Here is an 18,460-nt window from a genome sequence, read left to right on the forward strand (position 1 = left end):
TTTTTCCGTTTAATTAATTTTGAATTTTATCCAATAAATCTTGATAAACCTCTTTTATACTTGTTCCTGTGAGCTTTGCTATTAGCTTTGCTTTTACTTTCGGAGCAATATCAAGAGGTAATATATCATCTAATTCTAAGTTGAAGCCAATTTTCTCTTTTGCTTCAATCACCACAACCCATTCACCTTTTATTTCTATACTTTTCAACTCTTCATACAAACTTTTTGCACTATTTTTGTAAATCTTTTGATGAAGTTTTGATATCTCTTTTACTAAAAATATTGTTCTATTTGGCTCTTTTTTATTTAATTCTTCAAGAAGTTTTAAAAGTCTATGAGGAGATTCATACAAAATTCCAACTCGACTACTATTTAAAACCTCATCTAATTTTGAAGCTCTACTTGTACCCTTATGGTCTAAAAATCCAAAAAATGTGAATTCACTACTCGTAAATCCACTCATGGCAAAAGCTGTAACTACTGCATTTGCTCCAGGAATTACATCATAAGAGATTTCATTTTTAATGCACCAATCAACCAAAGTTGCACCAGGATCACTAATACAAGGCATTCCTGCATCACTACAATAAACAACATTTTTAGTAAAAGTATCTTTTGATAAACTATTTATTATCTCTTGTTCATTATGAGAATGAAAAGATTTGAACTCTTTTTGTGAAAAATCTAACTCATATTTCTCAGCTAAAAGATTTAGAAGTTTTTTTGTTACTCTTGTATCTTCACAAAAAATAAGTTCCGCTTCCAATAAAGCCTTTAAAGATCTTTTTGAAATATCTTCAAGATTTCCTATTGGTGTTGGAACTAAGCACAACATAAGTTTGTGTTATTTTGCCATACTATATTTAGCTTTGAATTTCTCAACTCTTCCAGCAGCATCAACAAGTTTTTGCTCTCCTGTGAAGAATGGGTGACAAGATGAACAAATATCAACTCTTAAAGCTTCAACATTTGATTTTGTCTCAAAACTATTTCCGCATGCACAAGAAACTTTACATACTTTGTAATCTGGATGAATATCTTTTTTCATTCCATTTTCCTTTTTATATTTAAACATCTAAAAAAAGAGCAAGTCTTTGCAAGTCCTTTAATAGACTTTTGAATTGCGATTATATCGAGAAATACTTAATAATCTCTGAATTTAAGCTAGAAATTATATTTGAAGTTCTATTCTCAAATTGACCTTTATTAAAAGTATTTTGTCTTTTTGCTAGTTTTATAGTATTTAAAGCTATTTTTTCTTCTAACTCTTGTTTATCCAATTTTCCATCTAAATACTCTAATGTTTCAACTATTCCTATACTTACCATACAATTTGGACTTCTTGTATATTTTTTCTCTAAATATATAATCTCATCTATCAGTCCACTATTTATCATCTGTTTTGTTCTTAAAGCCACTCTTTTTACAAGTTCTTCTTTCTCCCACAAAATCTCAAATATTTTTAAATCTGGCGCTATTGGACTTTTAGGATTATTTTTAAAAAATTGTGTAGGAGTTAAACCACTTTCTTTATATATAGAGTATGCCTTTTCTACTCTATATCTATCATTTACTTCTATTTTTTGCATATAATCTTTATCTAAACTATAAAGTAAATCATAAGCTTCATCTAAAGGTATATCAAGTTTTATTTTATTTTCTAATCCACCACTTAAACCATCAGTCAAAGCTTTTAAATAAAATCCTGTTCCACCAACAATTATTAAATTTTTTCCATTTTTTATAGCAAAATCCTTTGCCTTTTTATATAAATCTAAAAACAAAACTACATCAAAAGTCTCATTTGGAAAAACTTCATCTATCCCAAAATGGATAATATTTCCTCTTTCTTTTATTGTAGGTTTTGCACTTACAATATCTATCTCTTTATAAACACAAAGAGAGTCTAAAGATAAAATTATAGAGTTAGTTTTTTGTGCAATTTCTAAAGATAGTGCTGTTTTACCAGATGCTGTTGTACCTATAATTGCTATCTCTTTCATTTTATCTTTTTCTCTTTACACTCATCAAGTTCAACTTTTAAACTATTTATCTCCTTCTCTTTTTTTATCAATGTTTTTAAAAGTTCTGTAACATCTTGTGAATTTGACTTATCTACACTTTGTTCAACCTTTGTACTACAAGCTGAAAAAAGAAGAGTGAAAAATAGTAAAAATATGTAGTTTTTCATAAATTTCTCTTTATTTATTTTTTTTGATTATAACCCAAAAAGCATTAATTTACTCATTATTTGTTAAAATCTCGCCTATGGAAAAATTAATAAAAAAAATAAAAGATTTTAGTGAGTTAGTTGCGTTTACACACTCTGTTTTTGCATTGCCATTTATATTTATTGCTATGGTTGTATCTTCTACACAAGTAAATGGCTCTCCTTGGTTTGGTTTTAAACTTTTAATTTTAGGAACATTAGCAGCTGTAACTGCACGAAATTTTGCTATGGGATTTAATCGCTTTATGGATAGAGATATAGATGGTCTAAATCCCAGAACAAAAAACCGTCCAAATGTAGATGGACGAATTTCTGCAAAATCAATGTTTGTTTTTTGTTTGGTAAATGCTTTGGCTTTTATTTTGGTGGCTTATTTTGTAAACAATTTAGCTCTGATTTTATCAATTCCTATTTTAATCATAATTGGTTCATACTCTTATTTTAAAAGGTTCTCATATTTAGCACATATTATTTTGGGAATTTCACTCGCTCTTGCTCCTATTGCTGGAGTTGTTGCTGTTAGTGAGAATATTCCTTTTTGGGTAATATTACTAAGTGTTGGTGTTATGTTTTGGGTTGCTGGATTTGATTTACTCTACTCATTACAAGATATAGATGTAGATAAGAAATTAGGTCTTCATTCTATTCCTTCTATATTTGGAGCTAAAAAAACAATGCTTTTTTCAAAACTATTTCATAGTTTAACTATTGTTTTTTGGCTTTTATTTGTAATTTACTCAAATGGTTCATATTTTGCCTATTTTGCTATATTCTTAAGTGCTTTAATGCTCTCTTATGAACACTATTTAGTAAATAAAGATTTTAGAAAAATAGATAAAGCATTTTTTACTGTAAATGGTTATTTAGGAATTATCTTTTTTATTTTAATAGTTTTGGATAATGTATAAAAGTTATTTTTGCTTGAATTCTTTTTAATTAAGCCATAATTTTTAGTTACGACCCAAATTACGACCCAATTTATATTAGATTGTACTAGATTATTATAGATGAATACAGATTAATGATTATTTAAAAGGCTTGGTTTTACGGGATTTTATAGATGAATTTAGATTGATTGAGATTAGTAAATGGTACGCCTGGTAGGAGTCGAACCCACAACCCCTCGGGTCGAAACCGAGTATTCTATCCAGTTGAACTACAGACGCACCGAAAAATAGAAAAAAATTCTAACAAAAATAGACTTAAAATTTGTTTTTTCATAAATTACAATATCTATTTAACTTAGATAAAAAAATATTTGGAGACATTTTTCTAAACAATTTTTAAAAATTAAATAAACTTATGTATAATAAGTAAAAAATAAAAAGGGAAGTAATGCCATATTTAGTATCTTCTATAATAGCTATTGTAGCTGCACTTATAATTTTAATGACAAGATATGAAGCAGATGATAGTGCAATAACAGCAGAAATTGAAAGAGCAAAATCACAATTTCTTGCAGTTGATGGTTTTGTGAATACTTATATTCAAAGTGGTGGAGATATGAATATAGGAACAATAGATGAATCATACACAAAATTAAATTTTGCAACACTTTATAAGAATGGAATATTATTAGGGAATATAACTAAAGATGATATTTTGGGTGTAACTTTGAATGATAGTAAATTAGCTGGAGAGGAAACAGATAAAACTAAATTTTTCCAATCAAAATTACAATTCCCAAAAAGTAATATCACTTGGCAAATAGTTCCTATTGTAAGCGGGGATACAATAAAAGATAGTACAGGGACTGATAAAAATATAAGCTCAAGTGCAGGAACTGGATATAAAGTTTTTGTTGACTTTAGTGCTAATTCAACTTTAAAAAGCAAAGATGCTTTTAGTGAAAATTTTTTTGGAAAAGAGATTTGTGAAAAAGTACTTTTTGGTAGCTTTATAAATAATGCAACATCTATATCTATTACAACAGCTACTTTAAATCAAATTATTACAACAAATGGAACAAATAAAGATAGTAAATTTGCTTGTGTAGTTTTTAAATAAATTATTCTTCAATTATTTATATATAAATAATATTTAGAAGCTGGTCTAAAATCCAGCTATAAATTAATATTCCTAAAACTCAAAATATTTACCTAATAATTTATTGATTAATATCAAATACAATACTTATTTAATACTTTTTAAGAAAATAAAAAGTTATTTTATGCTAAAAGTTTGAGTATAATAGTTTAAAAACTATAAATTTAAAATTAAAAGGGGTAAAAATGCCACAGTTGATAGCGATGATTATCATTGTTGTTGGAGCTATGATATATATGTTCCAAACATTTGGAGGAACTGGAGATAAAATCGAAGGTATTGCACAAAAAGCAAGTGTTATTACAGAAGTTAATAATATTAAAAATGGTTTAAAACTAGCTGCTAGAGCTGGAGATGTTAAAGTAGGTACAACTCTACAAGATTTAGCAAAATTAGGTTATTTTCCAGAACAAGTAAATGAGCAAATTACAAAAGCTACTGGGAATAATGTAAATACTTATAATGCCATTTCATTTGGTGGACAAACTGATCAAGGAAATCCAGCAATGCAAGTTCTTTTAGTTGCAAATACTAAAGATATGGTTCCAGGTATTTTTGTTAAATTTCCAAAAAATGGTTCATTAGGTTCAAGTGGAGGATTTTTAGAGTCTCAAGTTGCAAATGATTTAAAATCTATTGCTATGATTCATAGAAGTGCAAAAGTAGGGACTGATAATGTAACTACAGCAGCAAATACTGTTGCTCAAAATTCTAATGGTACTGGAATAGAAAAAAGAACTCCTAAAGTTGGAACTGCAACCACAACAAAAAATGATGCGGGTGAGAATGTAACTACATATGTAGATACAGCGGACAATGATGATGGTGAATTTATAATCTACTTTAATGACTTTGGTTCAAATGAAGTTATAAAATAATTATATAAATATTTAGGCAGAATGCCTAAATATTATATTTTATTTGAAATATAAAAATATTGGACTAAAATCCAGTTTACAAAAATAATAAAAACAAGAACTAAGTTCTATTTCTAGAATTTAGTTCTTATTTTCTACAAAAAAAGGTGAGGAGAGTTTAATGCTTGGAAATATTTGGATATCATCTGCTTTAGTTGTTATCATAATATTTTCTACTGGGGCATTATGGAAATCTATTAGTGATATAAAAGAGGCTAAACAGATACAAGAACATTATGAAATAATAAAAGATATAAAAACTTTAATAGCAAAACAGTATAATAAAAATCCACAAGATATAACAAGGGATGAAATTATAGCTCATTTACCAAAGGGTGAAAATTGGGAAAAAGCTTTACTTCTTGATAGATCAAAAGATAGTAATCTTTCAAATAAAGAACTTATAAACACTCAAGGGAACATAACAATTAGTGAAGATGAGAAATTGAAACTTTTAGCTTTGAAAGCAAAATTATTAGACAATAGCCAAATGCAAAAAGATGGGGTTATCTATAATATTAAAGTTGGAATAGATGAAAAGAATAGTGTTAAATATGATAAAGACATTGAAAAGAGTATAGATATTATTATAAATGTTTTAGCACAAAATATTTTATATGCAACTACTCCAAATAAAACACAAACTGCAATCAACTCTACAATAGAAGGACTAATTCCTTATGACAAACTATATTTTACATTTTTAAAAGACAATGAGACAACTATAAGTGATACTGAATTAAAAACAAGACAATTAAATTTTTTTAAGAAAAAGATAAAGGAACGACTCTATAAAAATGAGTCTTCAATCGAAACAAGATTGTATAAAGAACTGGAAAGTTTATTATGAAAAAGGTTTTAGTAATTCTTATTTTATTATCAAATTTTACTTTTGCTTTAAATTTAAATAATTTTGAGGATAGACAAACTATTTTACTAGATATTAAAAAAGTTATACAAAAAGAGGAATCAATAGCAAGAGCTTACGAAAAATATATTTTAGATAATTATAATATTCCTGAAAATATAAATGCTTTATATTCTACAAACTATTTATCAGAAACTAATGTTAAATTTATAGAAGATATTTCAAATTTTACCTCTTATTTTACTACATTTACAATTTCTTCAAATCAAATTTCTTATGCTTTATTAGATACTTTAAAAAATGATACAGAAATAAAAAATCTATATGAAAGTAATACTTTTAGAACAAAAACATATTTTAAAAATAATAAAATTAACTTTATTTTAGAAGATGCTTTTGCAAAACATTTATATGATTTAATTAAAACTAATAATGGTGCTATTACGAACTGTCCAACTACAGTTTTTACTACAGCTATAAACTGTAAAGAGAATAATCATATTTATATAAAACTTACAAAAAAATTAGAAAATAGTGTTGTTGTACCAGATAAATACTTAATTGCATATCATATTGATAAATTTAAAACTGGTCCTATTATAATCACAGATGATACTTCAAAACATATAACAGAATCTATATTTAATTCTATTCCTAAAGGTGCTTTACTTTATGATAAAAATGGAGTTAAATACCTAAAAACAATCTCTAGTATAGAGGTTTTAAAATGATTAGAAGTGTTATAGTTTTATTTATTCTATTTATTTATTCTTATGCAAATGAGAATTTAATCGCCCAAAAACAAAATACTTTATATGTCCAGAATTTAATTGAGATTGAAGAAAAAATAGCACAAAATTTTGAGAAATATCTTTTAACTGAATTTCAAATCCCCTCTATAAATAATTTAATAAATAATAATTATTTAGGTAGTAATTTCTCAATTCAAAATAGAATGGGGAGTAATATAGATTTCAAAGATGCTTCAAATTTACAAATAAAATATGCAATAATAAAAAATGAATTTATAAATTCTGAAGATTATTTAATTTTACTCTATAATAGAGATTTATATAGAGATTATACAACAGTAAATTTTCAATTAACTGATGATGCTAAAATTGATTTAACAAAATCTTATGTTGAATTTAAACTAAAATCTCCTGAAGCAATCACAATTTACAATATATTAAAATCAGGTGCTACAATAGAAAAAAACTGCTCAGCTACTTTAGTCAGCAAATATTGTAATAATGATAAAACTTCTATTAGATGGTATAATTCTAGTTCTAATTGGATTGAATATAGTAAAAAAGAGTTTAACAATGGAAATATAACTATAAGTAGTGAAAGTATTATTACTTCTGATGTTGATAAATTAAGAAATCTAAAAATTGGTAGTTATATTTTCATAAAAGATAAAACAAAAAATGTAAAATTAATTAATGATTTATCAGATAATTTACAAATTCTTAAGGTGGATTAAATCAAAACTCTAATTTCAATATTAATTTCTATAAGCTTTGCTTTTTCATCTAGCCAAAATATATCTTTAATAAATGACTTAAAAAGTGTAATTCAAAAAGAAGAGTATTTATCTTTGGCAATAAATAAATACATTTTGCAAAATGGGAAAATTCCAAAAAAAAGTGATAATTCTTTAGATTGGGATAAACTTATGACAAGTGATTATTTAGGAACAAATTTTAATAAATATAATCCTATAACAAAACAAAATATAGTAGTAACTTTTGATTCAAATAATATTGCCTTTATAAAAGGTGTTTTTTTAGATGATAAAAATTATACAAGTGAACTTAACTATTTATACAATTTTTATATAAACAAAATTTTTAGAGTAAATACTATTCCTCCCAAAGATAATACAAAAGCTGAATTAGTAAAAGGTTCTCAAGTTCTATATAGCAAAATCCAAAATGAAATAGTAAATATAATAAATGAAAATAAGAATAAAATATTTTTACCTACTCAAGATTGTGAAATTGGAAATTACTACTATGAGTTAAAAAGTGAAAGTTTAATATATAAATATTGCAAAACAGCAATTTCATCAATTGAAATTTATCAAGCAGCACCTATTTATCTAGATAATTTAGATGATTTAAAATATATAAGAGTAGGTATAGGAGAAAAAGCTTATATTAAAGATGGTATTTCATGGTATGAATATTACTATGAAGGAAATGGTTCTTGGATACCTCTTGGAACAGGAAGGACTACTGGGCAGATAAATGATCAGCTTAGTATAGAAGATAGAATTTTATCATATATTCCTGATGCTAAAGATTTAGTTTTAAGACGAGATGGGGGATGTATGCTTGCAAATGGTGATATTTTTTGTTGGGGAAATAATAGATATAAAAAAGTAGGAATTGAGAACTACGGGCAATTAGATACTACAATAAAACCTGATTATGTAAATACTCCTGTTATGCTAAAAGTTCAAATAGAAGATTCTGTTCAAAATAATAAAAGATGGTATAACAATCCATATAGAATAAAATTTGAGAAAATGGCTATGAATAGTACAAATGTTTGTGGAATTTCGCCAATATTCAACTATTTTGAAGGTACTCAAAAAAAGTTTGGAGGAGATCTATACTGTAATGGTCAAATAACACCCTTATATTTTGAAAATATTTCTACAGGAAGTAATGAAACTTCAATATTAGGTAAAAATAAATTTTTTGGATGGGGGAAAAGTGATAAAACTGATGACCCACCCAAATTAATAAAAATTTCTGAAGATGGTGGACCTATTGAAAAGAATTCTTTAGGAGAAGAATTAACCATAACAAGAGATGAAATATATCTAACGGATATTGTAATGGTAGAAGATACTATTGCTGTTTTATCTGATGATGGGAAAATATATACTATTGGAAAAAACTATAATGGAGCACTAGGAATTGGAAGTGATGATAAGTTTATAATTCAATCTACACCTAAAGAAGTAAAAAATAATGATGTTTTATTTAAAAAAATATTCGCATTAAGAGATATTGCAACTTTTGGAGCAATAGACAGTAATAACTACTTTTATATTTGGGGAGAAAGACCAAATGGAAAAGTTTATTATGAACCAACAATTGTAAGTAATTCATTAAAATTCAACCCTGATGGTATTTTTACAAATAGTAAAGATTTTCTTTTAAAAGCAGTAAATAATAGTTTTTATAGAACAAAAAATAATATAGATTTAGTCCCTATTTCAGCAATACCTAGTACGGCAATAAGTGCTTCTATTTACGATAACAATTCCACAGAACTTTATATTTATGTAAATGAAAATATGGTTTTAGAAGGAAATAATGATTTTTTAGTTTGTAAAGAGTCTAATAGTTCAAATTGTGATACAACAGATACAGCAATTTTTAAAACAGCTTTAAATGAACTAAATAGTATTACAAATAGATTTAATGGAAAAGATTATGCAAATTTTGCAAATGTTTCCATTTATAGATTAGATACTGTAAAAGCTGAAACATTTGAGGATTTTGAAAATAAGAGTACTACAGGGTGGAGTAGAAATACAATAACTACTATTCCTAATAATGGTGATTTAACAAAAGTTCCAGCAACAACCTTTTTAGGACGTTTCCCAACAAATTCTCCTTGTACAGGAAATCCTTGTAGCGATGAAAGTCCATTTAGCGTTACGAAAACATATACCTTTTCTCAATATCCAAATCATGAAGTTGAAATAGAATTTGATTTTTATGAAATTGGAAGTTGGGATGGAGAAAGATTTGAAATATATGCAAATGGGGTACTATTAGCTCAAGATCATTTTATATGGGATGGGCATGCTTTTATGAAAGATAGTAATGTAACAGGTATATATTTACAAGATAATATATCTTTAATATCTGGACATAATTATAATCAAACTTACAAATATAAATTAAAATCAAAATTGAATAATGCTGGACAATTACAATTAGAATTTAAAACTAGCTTAGAATTTCAAGGAAATAATACAGAAACAAATCAAAGTGATTATCAAAAAAAACCTCCTTTATATGGAAATTATTGGTCTAAATTTGATGAAGGTCTCTCTAATGAATCCTGGGGAATTGATAATATACGAATAAAAGTAAAAGAAACAAATAAAATATTTGTTTGTTCAATGACAAGTATGGGGAGTGCTTCACAAATGTATTGTTGGGGAAATATTGGAAGAGGTGTACCAATTTTAAGTACTTCTTTGTATGATGTTGCTAAAATATCTACTATAAATAAGTTATTTGTTACTCAAGAAAGTGAAAAGACAAGTCAAATGGCATTTGATAAATTCAATGATTCTGGTAATTTATTTTTAAAATACCCAACATATATTGGTGGATTTGATTATCCATTTTACTTTAAATAAGGAAGAGATTTGAGAGAGTTTAAAAATTTAATTACAATTTCTACAGCTATTCTACTGTTTTCTGGTTGTAGTCCCAAAAGTTTTCACAATGAGATGATAGAAAGCACTAAGAAATCTTTAGATAAAAAAGATTATAACAGTATCAAACAATCCTACTCTGATAGTTTGATAGATGAGATAGATATACAAAAAGCATATATCTCTGTAATAGATGATAAATCTTTAGGTGATATATTAAAAGAGCTTGAACAAATAGATGGAAACTTATACTTTTTAAAAAGTAGTGATATCTTAGTTCCAAAAAGTAGAATAAAAATATCAAGTTTTGAAGATTTAAACAACTACTTAAATGCTGTTTTAGACAAAACTCTTACAGTTGAACAAAATGGACAGATGTATTTAGTAAAAATCTTAAATTCTAGTGAGAGAAAAAAAAGATCAATTAAATCAATTCCTTTTAACCTTGAAGGGCAAATTACTGTAGAGGAATTAATAAGACTTATAACTGTAGAGTCTGGTTATGAGGTAAATATTGGAAGTTTTATAGAAAATAGAAATGATTTCCAAAATAGTATTGTGCAAATAAGTTCAAGAGATTTGCAAGATGCACTAAATTCATTAGCACAATCAAAAGATGTATATGTAGATATAGATTATGATAAAGAAGCTATAAATATAAGTAGATATAAAGATGTAGTTATTGAACTTAATATTCCACTTTTAGATATGAGTTCATCTAGCCAAACTTCAAATCAAGAGACAAGTGGAGGAGAGAGTAAAATAGAAAATAAATCTCAAATTGTACTTTATGAAGAACTAGATAAAATGCTAAAAAATATTATCTCAACCGATAAAATTTCATCTTATCATATAGATAAAGCAAGTGGTTTAATTTTTTTAAAATCTACAAAAAGTATAGAAAATGCTGTACGAACTTTGGCAAAAGCTTACGAAGCTAGTTTTGCAAAAGAGGCTATTATCGAGTTTGAAAGAATTGAAGTTTTATTAAATAAAAGTAGATCTTTTGGTATTTTAGGAGCTGATTTTGCAAAAACTGGAGATGGAACTTCTTGGAATGTAGGACCACTTTCAGCTGAAAGTACAGGAGCTTTAGGATTTGAAACTATAAATCCAACAAGAACCCTAAGAATGCTTGCTGATTCTAAAAATGATATTGGGAAAATGCTAAATTATAGTAAAAATATGATTGTTCTAAAAAATAATATTCCATCTGTTCAAGCTATTACTGATAATACTGATTATGTTGAAAAAATTGAAACAACAAGAGATGCGGATACAAAAGAGAGAACATCTGATGTTACAGTAAATACTTTAAAAGAGGGAACAAGTATCACTGCTATGGCAAAAATATCAAGAGATAAAATATTTTTAAATATAGCACCAACAATTAAAAAACTAATTACATTTAAAGAAGTAAGTATTGATGGAACAACTATTCAACTTCCTCAATACAATGACCAAAGTTATAATGTCTCAAAAGAGGTTAAATTAGGAGAGACTTCTATTGTTGGGTCTATCATAGTTCATGATGATGCAAAAAATTATCAAGGTATAGTTCCAATAGAGAGCTTTGCAATAGGTGGAACAGACTCAAAATCTTATGTAAGACGAGAGATTGTTTATGTAATTACTTTAAAAGAGATAAAAGGTTTCTAAAATATGCAACTATTTGCCGATCCATATGAACAGTTTTTATTAGACTATCTTGTAACAAAATTAGAAAATGGTTCAAATACAAGGAGAGCCTTAATTCTTTATAGCGAACAAATAAGCAAAGAAACAAAGTTTAAAAAAAGACTTCTTGCGGCAATTAAAGATATGGAAATAGGAAAACAAAATCTTGAAGGGATTTTATTTAAACATAAATTTTTAAATAGTTTTCAATTTTCACTAGTTGTAAATAGCACAAATACATTAGATGGGTTAAAACTTGTATTGTCTTTTAAAAAAGCAAACTCAAATCTAATAGTAAAGATGATAAATCCTATTTTTGTTCCTCTAGTTATTATTATTGGAACATTTTATGGGCTTATAAAATATCTTGATATTTTACAACTAGATTTAATACTTTTAAGAAAATTAAACCCTGATGTTGAACAATTTTTAGGAATTCCAAAATATTTTACCTATGATTTTGCATATATTGGATTAGCTATATCTATAATTATTACAGCATTTATATTTTTTGGATATTTATATACTGAAAAATATAAGCCAGGGTGGTTATATAAAGTTTTTAAAACTCAAGCCTACTCTGATGGTAGGTTTATGTTTAGAATTTTAAATGGTATGCTTAGTGCTGGTATTTCATTTCATAAAACATCTTTAATTTTATCAAAAGATTATTTTAAAGAGGGACTTAGACCATTTTTTAGAGATTTAGCAATTATGATTAATAAAAATAAAAAGCTTTATGTAATGTTTGAGAAATATAATTTTCCACCACTTATTACTGCTGATATAAAATTATCTGAACTAAGTAAAACAAGTTTTTCTGAAGTTACAAAAGCTTTATACCAAACTTGTGATACTATGTATGAAAAACAGATAGATTATATGATTTTACAGTGGAAGTTTTTCTTCTGGTTAATTGCAATGTTAATTACTGTTGTTATTGGTTCTGATATTATTAACTTAGTTATTAGTACATTTACATTTAAAACTTTATATCAATAAGAGGCTTAAAATGTTAAGTAAATTTTCCATCAATCTAAAAAAGCCAAATTTTAAATTTCTAAAAAATAGTAAAAAGTTTCAATTTAATAAAGAATCATTAGAAAAGATTTTTAGAGACTTTGATTATAAAGCTTATTTAACTAAATATAAAAATAGATTTAATGAACTATTAGGAAAAGAGTCTGATAATACAAATCATCTAGGAAATATGATTGAGGCTATGATACAGACAAAATATAAGTTGAAAGGTGGATTTTCTGATTTAATAGCAAACGAAGCAAAATATGAGAGTTTTGTAAGAAGTTTAGGTTATGAATATTTTGATAGTTATACAGAGCTTCTTAAAGTATATAAAGATACTTCAAGTTTTTTAGATGATAAAAAACAAGAACTTTGTGCAAATATGTATATTATAACTCTGGAAGATATAAAAAATAAAAATAAAGTTTTAGGAATTAGAGATGTTGTAAATTTAGATTTTGAAGTATTAAGTAAATTCTATTTTACAAAAGTTGTAGTTCTTGGAGAGGGTGTTTTATCTTCAGTATTTGGAGAAGATAGAGAGATTATCTTTAATTCCAATGCTGATACAGAAAATGATGAAGAGATAAATAAATACTTTGATAAGATGATGGGGCAAGCAATACTTTTAGGAGCATCTGATATACATATTCAAAAAACTAGTCGTTATGCCTCTTTATGGTTTAGAATAGATGGTATAAAAGTTGATATGGGAACTATGCCTATAGCCATTGCAAAAACAATAAAAAGAAGATTAGTAACTATGGCTGACCAAGAAGACTCTGATTATGAGTCAATAAATGGGGTTATCAACTATGATTATGCAAAAAAGAATATCAAATTTAGAATTGGATTAATCAACTCAAAGTTAAACTTCTCTTTAGTTATGAGGATGATTGGTGGTAAAGGTGTAGTTTCTCATAATCTTTCTGGACTTAACTATCCAGAAGAGACTATAAAAATATTAAATAATCTTTCAAAATATGCAAATGGAATGATTCTTATAACAGGACAAGTTGGAAGTGGGAAAACTCATCTAATGTATGCCCTACTTCAACAACTAGCAAAACAGCAACAATATGTTATTACTATCGAAGACCCTGTTGAGTATGTTGATGAGTCATTTTTCCAAATCGATTTATCAGAGTTTGCAAGTGCTAGTGATGAGTTTAAATATGGTTACCCTGAAGCTGTTGTTGATATCCTAAGGCAAGATTCAAATATTATCCTTATTGGAGAGACTAGAGAACCTCAAACCGCACAACAACTTGTAAATGCTTCAAACTTAGGACAGCTTGTATTTTCAACAATGCACACCAACTCTGCACCTGCAACAGTTTCAAGGATGACAAGTTCACTAGGAATAAATGAAGGGGATATAATAGATAATTTAAGAGGAATTGTATCTCAAAGACTTGTTAGAAAACTTTGTAAATTCTGTAGTGTTCCTGATAATACTGGTGGATATAAAAAAGTTGGTTGTGATGAATGTAGTCATACTGGATTTAAAGGTAGGGTCCCTATTGCTGAAGTTGTAAGATTTAAATTAGGTCATGGTGGGGATTTCCAAAATCCAGCAGAATATATGACTGTTGAAAAAGCTGCAATGGCACAATATTATGCAGGATTTATAACTCATGAAGATGCAACTGCAATTATAAGAGGGGAAGAAGTATGGTACGATTAGCAATTACTGATTTTGCTTCAAAAGAGGAGAGTGAATATTTTTACGTAAATGAAGAGTATGAAACTTCTCAAAATATGTTTACATATTCAGCATTTAAAAGATATAGTGCCTATTTACCGAAAGAAGATACAAGTAAATTTTATTCTTTAAATCTCTTATCAAAGAAATATTTAGAAAAAAATAGATTTTTAATCCATATTGCAGATGAAGAGTTTATAATTTTATTTAATCATAAAACAATTTATAGTGCAAAAATAAATCCAAGCTTTATTACAGATGATATGATTAAATCTATACTAATTACTAAACATATTACTATGCTAAGTAGTGGAGGAGAACTTGATAAATTTTATTATGTAATTAATTCAAAATTTAGAGCTGCTTTAGAAATAATTTTAAAACAAAATATTAAAAATGAAAAGAAACAAGTTATTGCTCAATCTTTAGGAGATATTGAAGATTTAGTTGCCTCTTTAAAAGATTTAGATACTCCACAATCTCATACAACTAAACTATCTATTTTAGCTCTTTTACTTGGTGGAAGTTTTTGGTTAAGTTTTTTTGGACTTAGCATAATAAAAGATAAATATCTTCAAATAGAACCTCTTGAACCACTAAAACAAGAACTTAATTTTGAAAATAGTTTTAAAACAAGGCAATTAAAAACTCTAAGTGATGTACAAAAGGAATATAATAAACTAACAGAGTGTATCACATACAAAGAGGATTTAAAATGATAAGTATTAGTAATAGCACTTTAAAAAAAGTTTCGAAAACTATAGTTTTAGGAATAATTACTTATACACTATTTTTTATGACCTCAACAGTTATAGAATATTATCACTCATATAAAGATAAAGAACGACTTACAAATGAATTACAAATAAAAAGAGATGAAACAACTGCTTTAAAACAGGAAATAAATAATCTAAAAGAGAAGATAAAAATAATTCAAGAGAGTTATATAAAAGAAGATGAAATAAAAATTAGAGTTAGTGAAATCTTTGATAGGGTATCTTTACTTGACTATCAATTAAAACTTATAGATGTAAAAAATGAGTGTATAGATAGACATATTATCATTGCTAGATTATATGCAAATAGCGAAAATGGTTTTAAAGTAGGTGAAGGGATTTTTAACTATCTTGGAGAGACTATTAGAAGTGAACAAGATGAAAATCTATATTTTATAAACTATATCTCAAGACCAAGGGATATAAAATGAGAATTTTTTTAATTTTGTATCTCCTAGTTTTTAATCTATTTGCAAATAATTATATAGATTCAATAACTCTAACAAAAATAAAAAAACTTGTACAAAAAGAAGAAGAAATTGCTCTTGCTTATAAAAATTATATTTTAGAAAAAGGTATAAATCCTTCAAATCTAAATGATTTAAAAACAACAAATTATTTACCAAAGGGTTTTAATACAATAAATCCTTTTGGTAAACAAATTTCTCTTATGATTAATAATTCAACACCCACAAATAAAAAAGATGATATTCACAAGATAGAAGGCTTTAAATCAACAGATCCTCTACTTAAATCAAATTTATATGATTATTACTATTCAAATAAATATAGAACTAATACAAAAGCTCCTTTAACTATAAATAATAGTGATATTGAAATTATTTTATCACCAAAAGAAAAATTCATATATGAAAATAGTTCAAATATTACAACTACTATTCCAAATAATTCAACTAAAACTCCAAAAAATAAATATTATTTAGACAATAATGGTGTTTTACATTGGTATGATAGTAATGGAAATTATAAATTTTCTTATGATAAAGAGCTACTTCTTGATCAAAGTGTAACTTTATTTAATACAGATGGTACCATAAATAGTGATTATAAAGATTTAGTAAAAGATATAGAATTTATAGGAATGACCATATTACATAAAAAAGACCAAATAGCAGAAGAACATATAAATATAAGTTCAAATAATATAATAAAAGTAAATAAACAAAATAGAGATATAGGAAAAACAATTATTCAATTTAGTAGAAGAGCTGGTGGAATGATTGTAAATGGAGATATATATACTTGGGGAAATAATGGAAATAAAATAACTGGTATAAATTTAGGATATTCTGGTAATAAATTATCAAATGCTTATCCCGTAATCACTGGTTTAGTTCCAGTTAGAGCAAAAATGTATGATACAGAAATATATATAGAAGAAACAAATAATAATACAAATAAAGCTACTTGTAAATCACCTATTGGAAGTGGAACTATAAATTGTAAATATACATCATCTAATTGTGATAACCCTACTGGAAATGGATCTCTTCTTTGTAAAGATATAGGTAGTAAGTATTATACACAAAACTATTTTTCATCCCCAAATAGACCAAAATTTGTAGACTTTTTTAGTACAGTTTATGCTGGAACTTGTGGAATAAGCACAAAAGGTGAACTATATTGTGGAGCTGGCTCTAATAGAGTTTACACAGATTTTGGAGCTAGTTTTACAAAAGATATAGATAGTTCTCAAAATGGTGAGATGCTTTATAAAAGCTCTTATTTCGACGGGGTAACTCGTAAAGCAAAAAAAGTATTTCAAAATAATCAACTCTGGTTAGTTTTAAGTGAAGATGGACAAATTTATAGATATGGTTATGATCATAGTGGCTTTGCAGGAGTTAGTAATAATGCAGATTGGAATAGAACTAACTTAAATAAAAACTTAATAGAAACAATTTCAACTACTCCAACAGCTTTTTTTCAAGATATTACATATTTATTAACAATTGGTTATAGAAAAATGGGCGCATTATCAACAACTGGGGATATATATATTTGGGGAGTAGAAGATAATAACTCAAATAATAAAACTTGTAAGGTCTCTTGGGAAAATATTTCTTTTGATTTATGTGGTCTTACTAAAATAACAACTACAAATTCAACATTAACTTCTAATAAAAAATTTAATTATATAAAGGGTGGATTACAAGCTTTTGTTGTAAAAGATGAAGCTGAAAAATATTATAAGATTTGGCAACCTGTAAATAAAAAAATACAAGTTATAGCTGTAGAAGATATAATAAAAACATATTCAGAATATATAGCAGCAGATGATACAGAGATAAAATCTGTTGATTTTTCTAGTAAATTATCTGGAAATAACTTATTACAAAACCAAGGAATAGTTTGGGTAAATGGCAAAAAAGAGTTAAAAGGAGACTATTTTACAAGTGTAAATAAGAATGACACTATTTTTAAAGACGCTATAAAAAAGATAAAATGGGAACAGATAAAAGTTATTGATGATGATAATGGTATGTGTGGAATAGATGAAAATAAACAAATGTATTGTTGGGGAATTCAATCTTTTTATAGAAGTGGGGCTACAGATATTGATAGAATAGGAAATACTTTTATGATACCTGTATTTAATACAAATATATATGATTTAAATAAAGATTTCCTAGTGGCTGAAGGTGGAAGCAATGGTAATCTTACAGGAATAACATCTGAGGAATGGGTTTCATCTACTGCAGGAAGTAATAGTAGTACAGGAGCATTTCTTATGAAATATCCAACATATATAGGGGGATTTAATTATGAATTTGAATTTAAATAAG

Annotated in this window: 17 protein-coding genes and 1 tRNA gene; 13 read left to right on the forward strand and 5 right to left on the reverse strand. The window is 26.4% G+C overall.

Annotation, left to right across the window (positions count from 1 at the left end; genetic code table 11):
- Positions 1–13: 13 nt before the first annotated feature.
- The 4 genes from rsmI to AFAEC_RS10790 all read right to left on the reverse strand — a co-directional run bounded on the left by rsmI (position 14) and on the right by AFAEC_RS10790 (position 2,191).
- Complete coding sequence (gene rsmI, locus AFAEC_RS10775; RefSeq protein WP_026804926.1) at positions 14–835, reverse strand: 16S rRNA (cytidine(1402)-2'-O)-methyltransferase; 822 nt, start codon at positions 833–835, stop codon at positions 14–16.
- A gap of 9 nt (positions 836–844) precedes the next feature.
- On the reverse strand, positions 845–1,048 hold the full coding sequence (gene rpmE, locus AFAEC_RS10780; RefSeq protein ID WP_026804925.1) for a 50S ribosomal protein L31: 204 nt from the start codon (positions 1,046–1,048) through the stop codon (positions 845–847).
- Between the two features lie 79 nt (positions 1,049–1,127).
- On the reverse strand, positions 1,128–2,003 hold the full coding sequence (gene miaA, locus AFAEC_RS10785) for a tRNA (adenosine(37)-N6)-dimethylallyltransferase MiaA (protein ID WP_026804924.1): 876 nt from the start codon (positions 2,001–2,003) through the stop codon (positions 1,128–1,130).
- Entirely contained in the window at positions 2,000–2,191 is a 192-nt protein-coding gene (locus AFAEC_RS10790; protein ID WP_026804923.1) for a hypothetical protein, read from the reverse strand. The genes miaA and AFAEC_RS10790 overlap by 4 nt, the downstream gene beginning before the upstream one ends.
- Before the next feature lie 77 nt (positions 2,192–2,268).
- On the opposite strand from AFAEC_RS10790, the gene mqnP reads away from it, so the two are divergent.
- Entirely contained in the window at positions 2,269–3,138 is an 870-nt protein-coding gene (mqnP, locus tag AFAEC_RS10795; RefSeq protein WP_026804922.1) for a menaquinone biosynthesis prenyltransferase MqnP, read from the forward strand.
- A 181-nt stretch (positions 3,139–3,319) separates the two neighbouring features.
- Here mqnP and AFAEC_RS10800 read toward each other — a convergent pair.
- Positions 3,320–3,396 (reverse strand) — tRNA-Arg (locus tag AFAEC_RS10800).
- A 169-nt stretch (positions 3,397–3,565) separates the two neighbouring features.
- Here AFAEC_RS10800 and AFAEC_RS10805 point away from each other — a divergent pair.
- The 12 genes from AFAEC_RS10805 to AFAEC_RS10860 all read left to right on the forward strand — a co-directional run bounded on the left by AFAEC_RS10805 (position 3,566) and on the right by AFAEC_RS10860 (position 18,459).
- A complete protein-coding gene (locus tag AFAEC_RS10805; protein WP_026804921.1) occupies positions 3,566–4,237 on the forward strand; it encodes a hypothetical protein in 672 nt (223 codons plus the stop codon).
- A 224-nt stretch (positions 4,238–4,461) separates the two neighbouring features.
- Positions 4,462–5,154 (forward strand): hypothetical protein, encoded by a 693-nt coding sequence (locus tag AFAEC_RS10810; RefSeq protein WP_026804920.1) that lies wholly within the window; start codon positions 4,462–4,464, stop codon positions 5,152–5,154.
- Between the two features lie 160 nt (positions 5,155–5,314).
- On the forward strand, positions 5,315–6,043 hold the full coding sequence (locus tag AFAEC_RS10815) for a hypothetical protein (protein WP_026804919.1): 729 nt from the start codon (positions 5,315–5,317) through the stop codon (positions 6,041–6,043).
- Positions 6,040–6,792, forward strand: a complete 753-nt coding sequence (locus tag AFAEC_RS10820; RefSeq protein ID WP_026804918.1) for a hypothetical protein — start codon at positions 6,040–6,042, stop codon at positions 6,790–6,792. Before AFAEC_RS10815 ends, AFAEC_RS10820 begins: the two co-directional genes overlap by 4 nt.
- A complete protein-coding gene (locus tag AFAEC_RS10825) occupies positions 6,789–7,547 on the forward strand; it encodes a hypothetical protein (protein WP_026804917.1) in 759 nt (252 codons plus the stop codon). Before AFAEC_RS10820 ends, AFAEC_RS10825 begins: the two co-directional genes overlap by 4 nt.
- A 114-nt stretch (positions 7,548–7,661) precedes the next feature.
- Positions 7,662–10,454, forward strand: coding sequence for an RCC1-like domain-containing protein (locus AFAEC_RS10830; protein WP_027390912.1), 2,793 nt, complete (start codon positions 7,662–7,664; stop codon positions 10,452–10,454).
- 9 nt (positions 10,455–10,463) lie between these two features.
- Entirely contained in the window at positions 10,464–12,131 is a 1,668-nt protein-coding gene (locus tag AFAEC_RS10835) for a hypothetical protein (protein WP_026804915.1), read from the forward strand.
- A gap of 3 nt (positions 12,132–12,134) precedes the next feature.
- Positions 12,135–13,151, forward strand: coding sequence for a hypothetical protein (locus AFAEC_RS10840; RefSeq protein WP_026804914.1), 1,017 nt, complete (start codon positions 12,135–12,137; stop codon positions 13,149–13,151).
- A gap of 10 nt (positions 13,152–13,161) precedes the next feature.
- Positions 13,162–14,859: a GspE/PulE family protein gene (locus tag AFAEC_RS10845; RefSeq protein WP_026804913.1), complete on the forward strand. Its 1,698-nt coding sequence runs from the start codon at positions 13,162–13,164 to the stop codon at positions 14,857–14,859.
- Positions 14,847–15,596 carry a hypothetical protein gene (locus AFAEC_RS10850; RefSeq protein WP_026804912.1) on the forward strand — a complete coding sequence of 250 codons (750 nt, stop codon included), beginning with the start codon at positions 14,847–14,849 and terminating at the stop codon, positions 15,594–15,596. The genes AFAEC_RS10845 and AFAEC_RS10850 overlap by 13 nt, the downstream gene beginning before the upstream one ends.
- Positions 15,593–16,084, forward strand: coding sequence for a hypothetical protein (locus tag AFAEC_RS10855; RefSeq protein ID WP_026804911.1), 492 nt, complete (start codon positions 15,593–15,595; stop codon positions 16,082–16,084). Before AFAEC_RS10850 ends, AFAEC_RS10855 begins: the two co-directional genes overlap by 4 nt.
- Complete coding sequence (locus AFAEC_RS10860; RefSeq protein WP_026804910.1) at positions 16,081–18,459, forward strand: hypothetical protein; 2,379 nt, start codon at positions 16,081–16,083, stop codon at positions 18,457–18,459. Before AFAEC_RS10855 ends, AFAEC_RS10860 begins: the two co-directional genes overlap by 4 nt.
- Position 18,460 lies beyond the last annotated feature (1 nt).

It is taken from the genome of Aliarcobacter faecis, from assembly GCF_013201705.1.
GTDB lineage: Bacteria > Campylobacterota > Campylobacteria > Campylobacterales > Arcobacteraceae > Aliarcobacter > Aliarcobacter faecis.

What these genes read in the sequence shown, in the direction of transcription:
- AFAEC_RS10850 (WP_026804912.1), top strand. Translation starts at nt 14,847, where the DNA reads ATGGTACGATTAGCAATTACTGATTTTGCTTCAAAAGAGGAGAGTGAA.
- AFAEC_RS10820 (WP_026804918.1), top strand. Translation starts at nt 6,040, where the DNA reads ATGAAAAAGGTTTTAGTAATTCTTATTTTATTATCAAATTTTACTTTT.
- rsmI (WP_026804926.1), bottom strand. Translation starts at nt 835, where the DNA reads ATGTTGTGCTTAGTTCCAACACCAATAGGAAATCTTGAAGATATTTCA.
- AFAEC_RS10805 (WP_026804921.1), top strand. Translation starts at nt 3,566, where the DNA reads ATGCCATATTTAGTATCTTCTATAATAGCTATTGTAGCTGCACTTATA.
- AFAEC_RS10810 (WP_026804920.1), top strand. Translation starts at nt 4,462, where the DNA reads ATGCCACAGTTGATAGCGATGATTATCATTGTTGTTGGAGCTATGATA.
- rpmE (WP_026804925.1), bottom strand. Translation starts at nt 1,048, where the DNA reads ATGAAAAAAGATATTCATCCAGATTACAAAGTATGTAAAGTTTCTTGT.
- AFAEC_RS10860 (WP_026804910.1), top strand. Translation starts at nt 16,081, where the DNA reads ATGAGAATTTTTTTAATTTTGTATCTCCTAGTTTTTAATCTATTTGCA.
- AFAEC_RS10855 (WP_026804911.1), top strand. Translation starts at nt 15,593, where the DNA reads ATGATAAGTATTAGTAATAGCACTTTAAAAAAAGTTTCGAAAACTATA.
- AFAEC_RS10840 (WP_026804914.1), top strand. Translation starts at nt 12,135, where the DNA reads ATGCAACTATTTGCCGATCCATATGAACAGTTTTTATTAGACTATCTT.
- AFAEC_RS10825 (WP_026804917.1), top strand. Translation starts at nt 6,789, where the DNA reads ATGATTAGAAGTGTTATAGTTTTATTTATTCTATTTATTTATTCTTAT.
- mqnP (WP_026804922.1), top strand. Translation starts at nt 2,269, where the DNA reads ATGGAAAAATTAATAAAAAAAATAAAAGATTTTAGTGAGTTAGTTGCG.
- miaA (WP_026804924.1), bottom strand. Translation starts at nt 2,003, where the DNA reads ATGAAAGAGATAGCAATTATAGGTACAACAGCATCTGGTAAAACAGCA.
- AFAEC_RS10790 (WP_026804923.1), bottom strand. Translation starts at nt 2,191, where the DNA reads ATGAAAAACTACATATTTTTACTATTTTTCACTCTTCTTTTTTCAGCT.
- AFAEC_RS10845 (WP_026804913.1), top strand. Translation starts at nt 13,162, where the DNA reads ATGTTAAGTAAATTTTCCATCAATCTAAAAAAGCCAAATTTTAAATTT.
- AFAEC_RS10815 (WP_026804919.1), top strand. Translation starts at nt 5,315, where the DNA reads ATGCTTGGAAATATTTGGATATCATCTGCTTTAGTTGTTATCATAATA.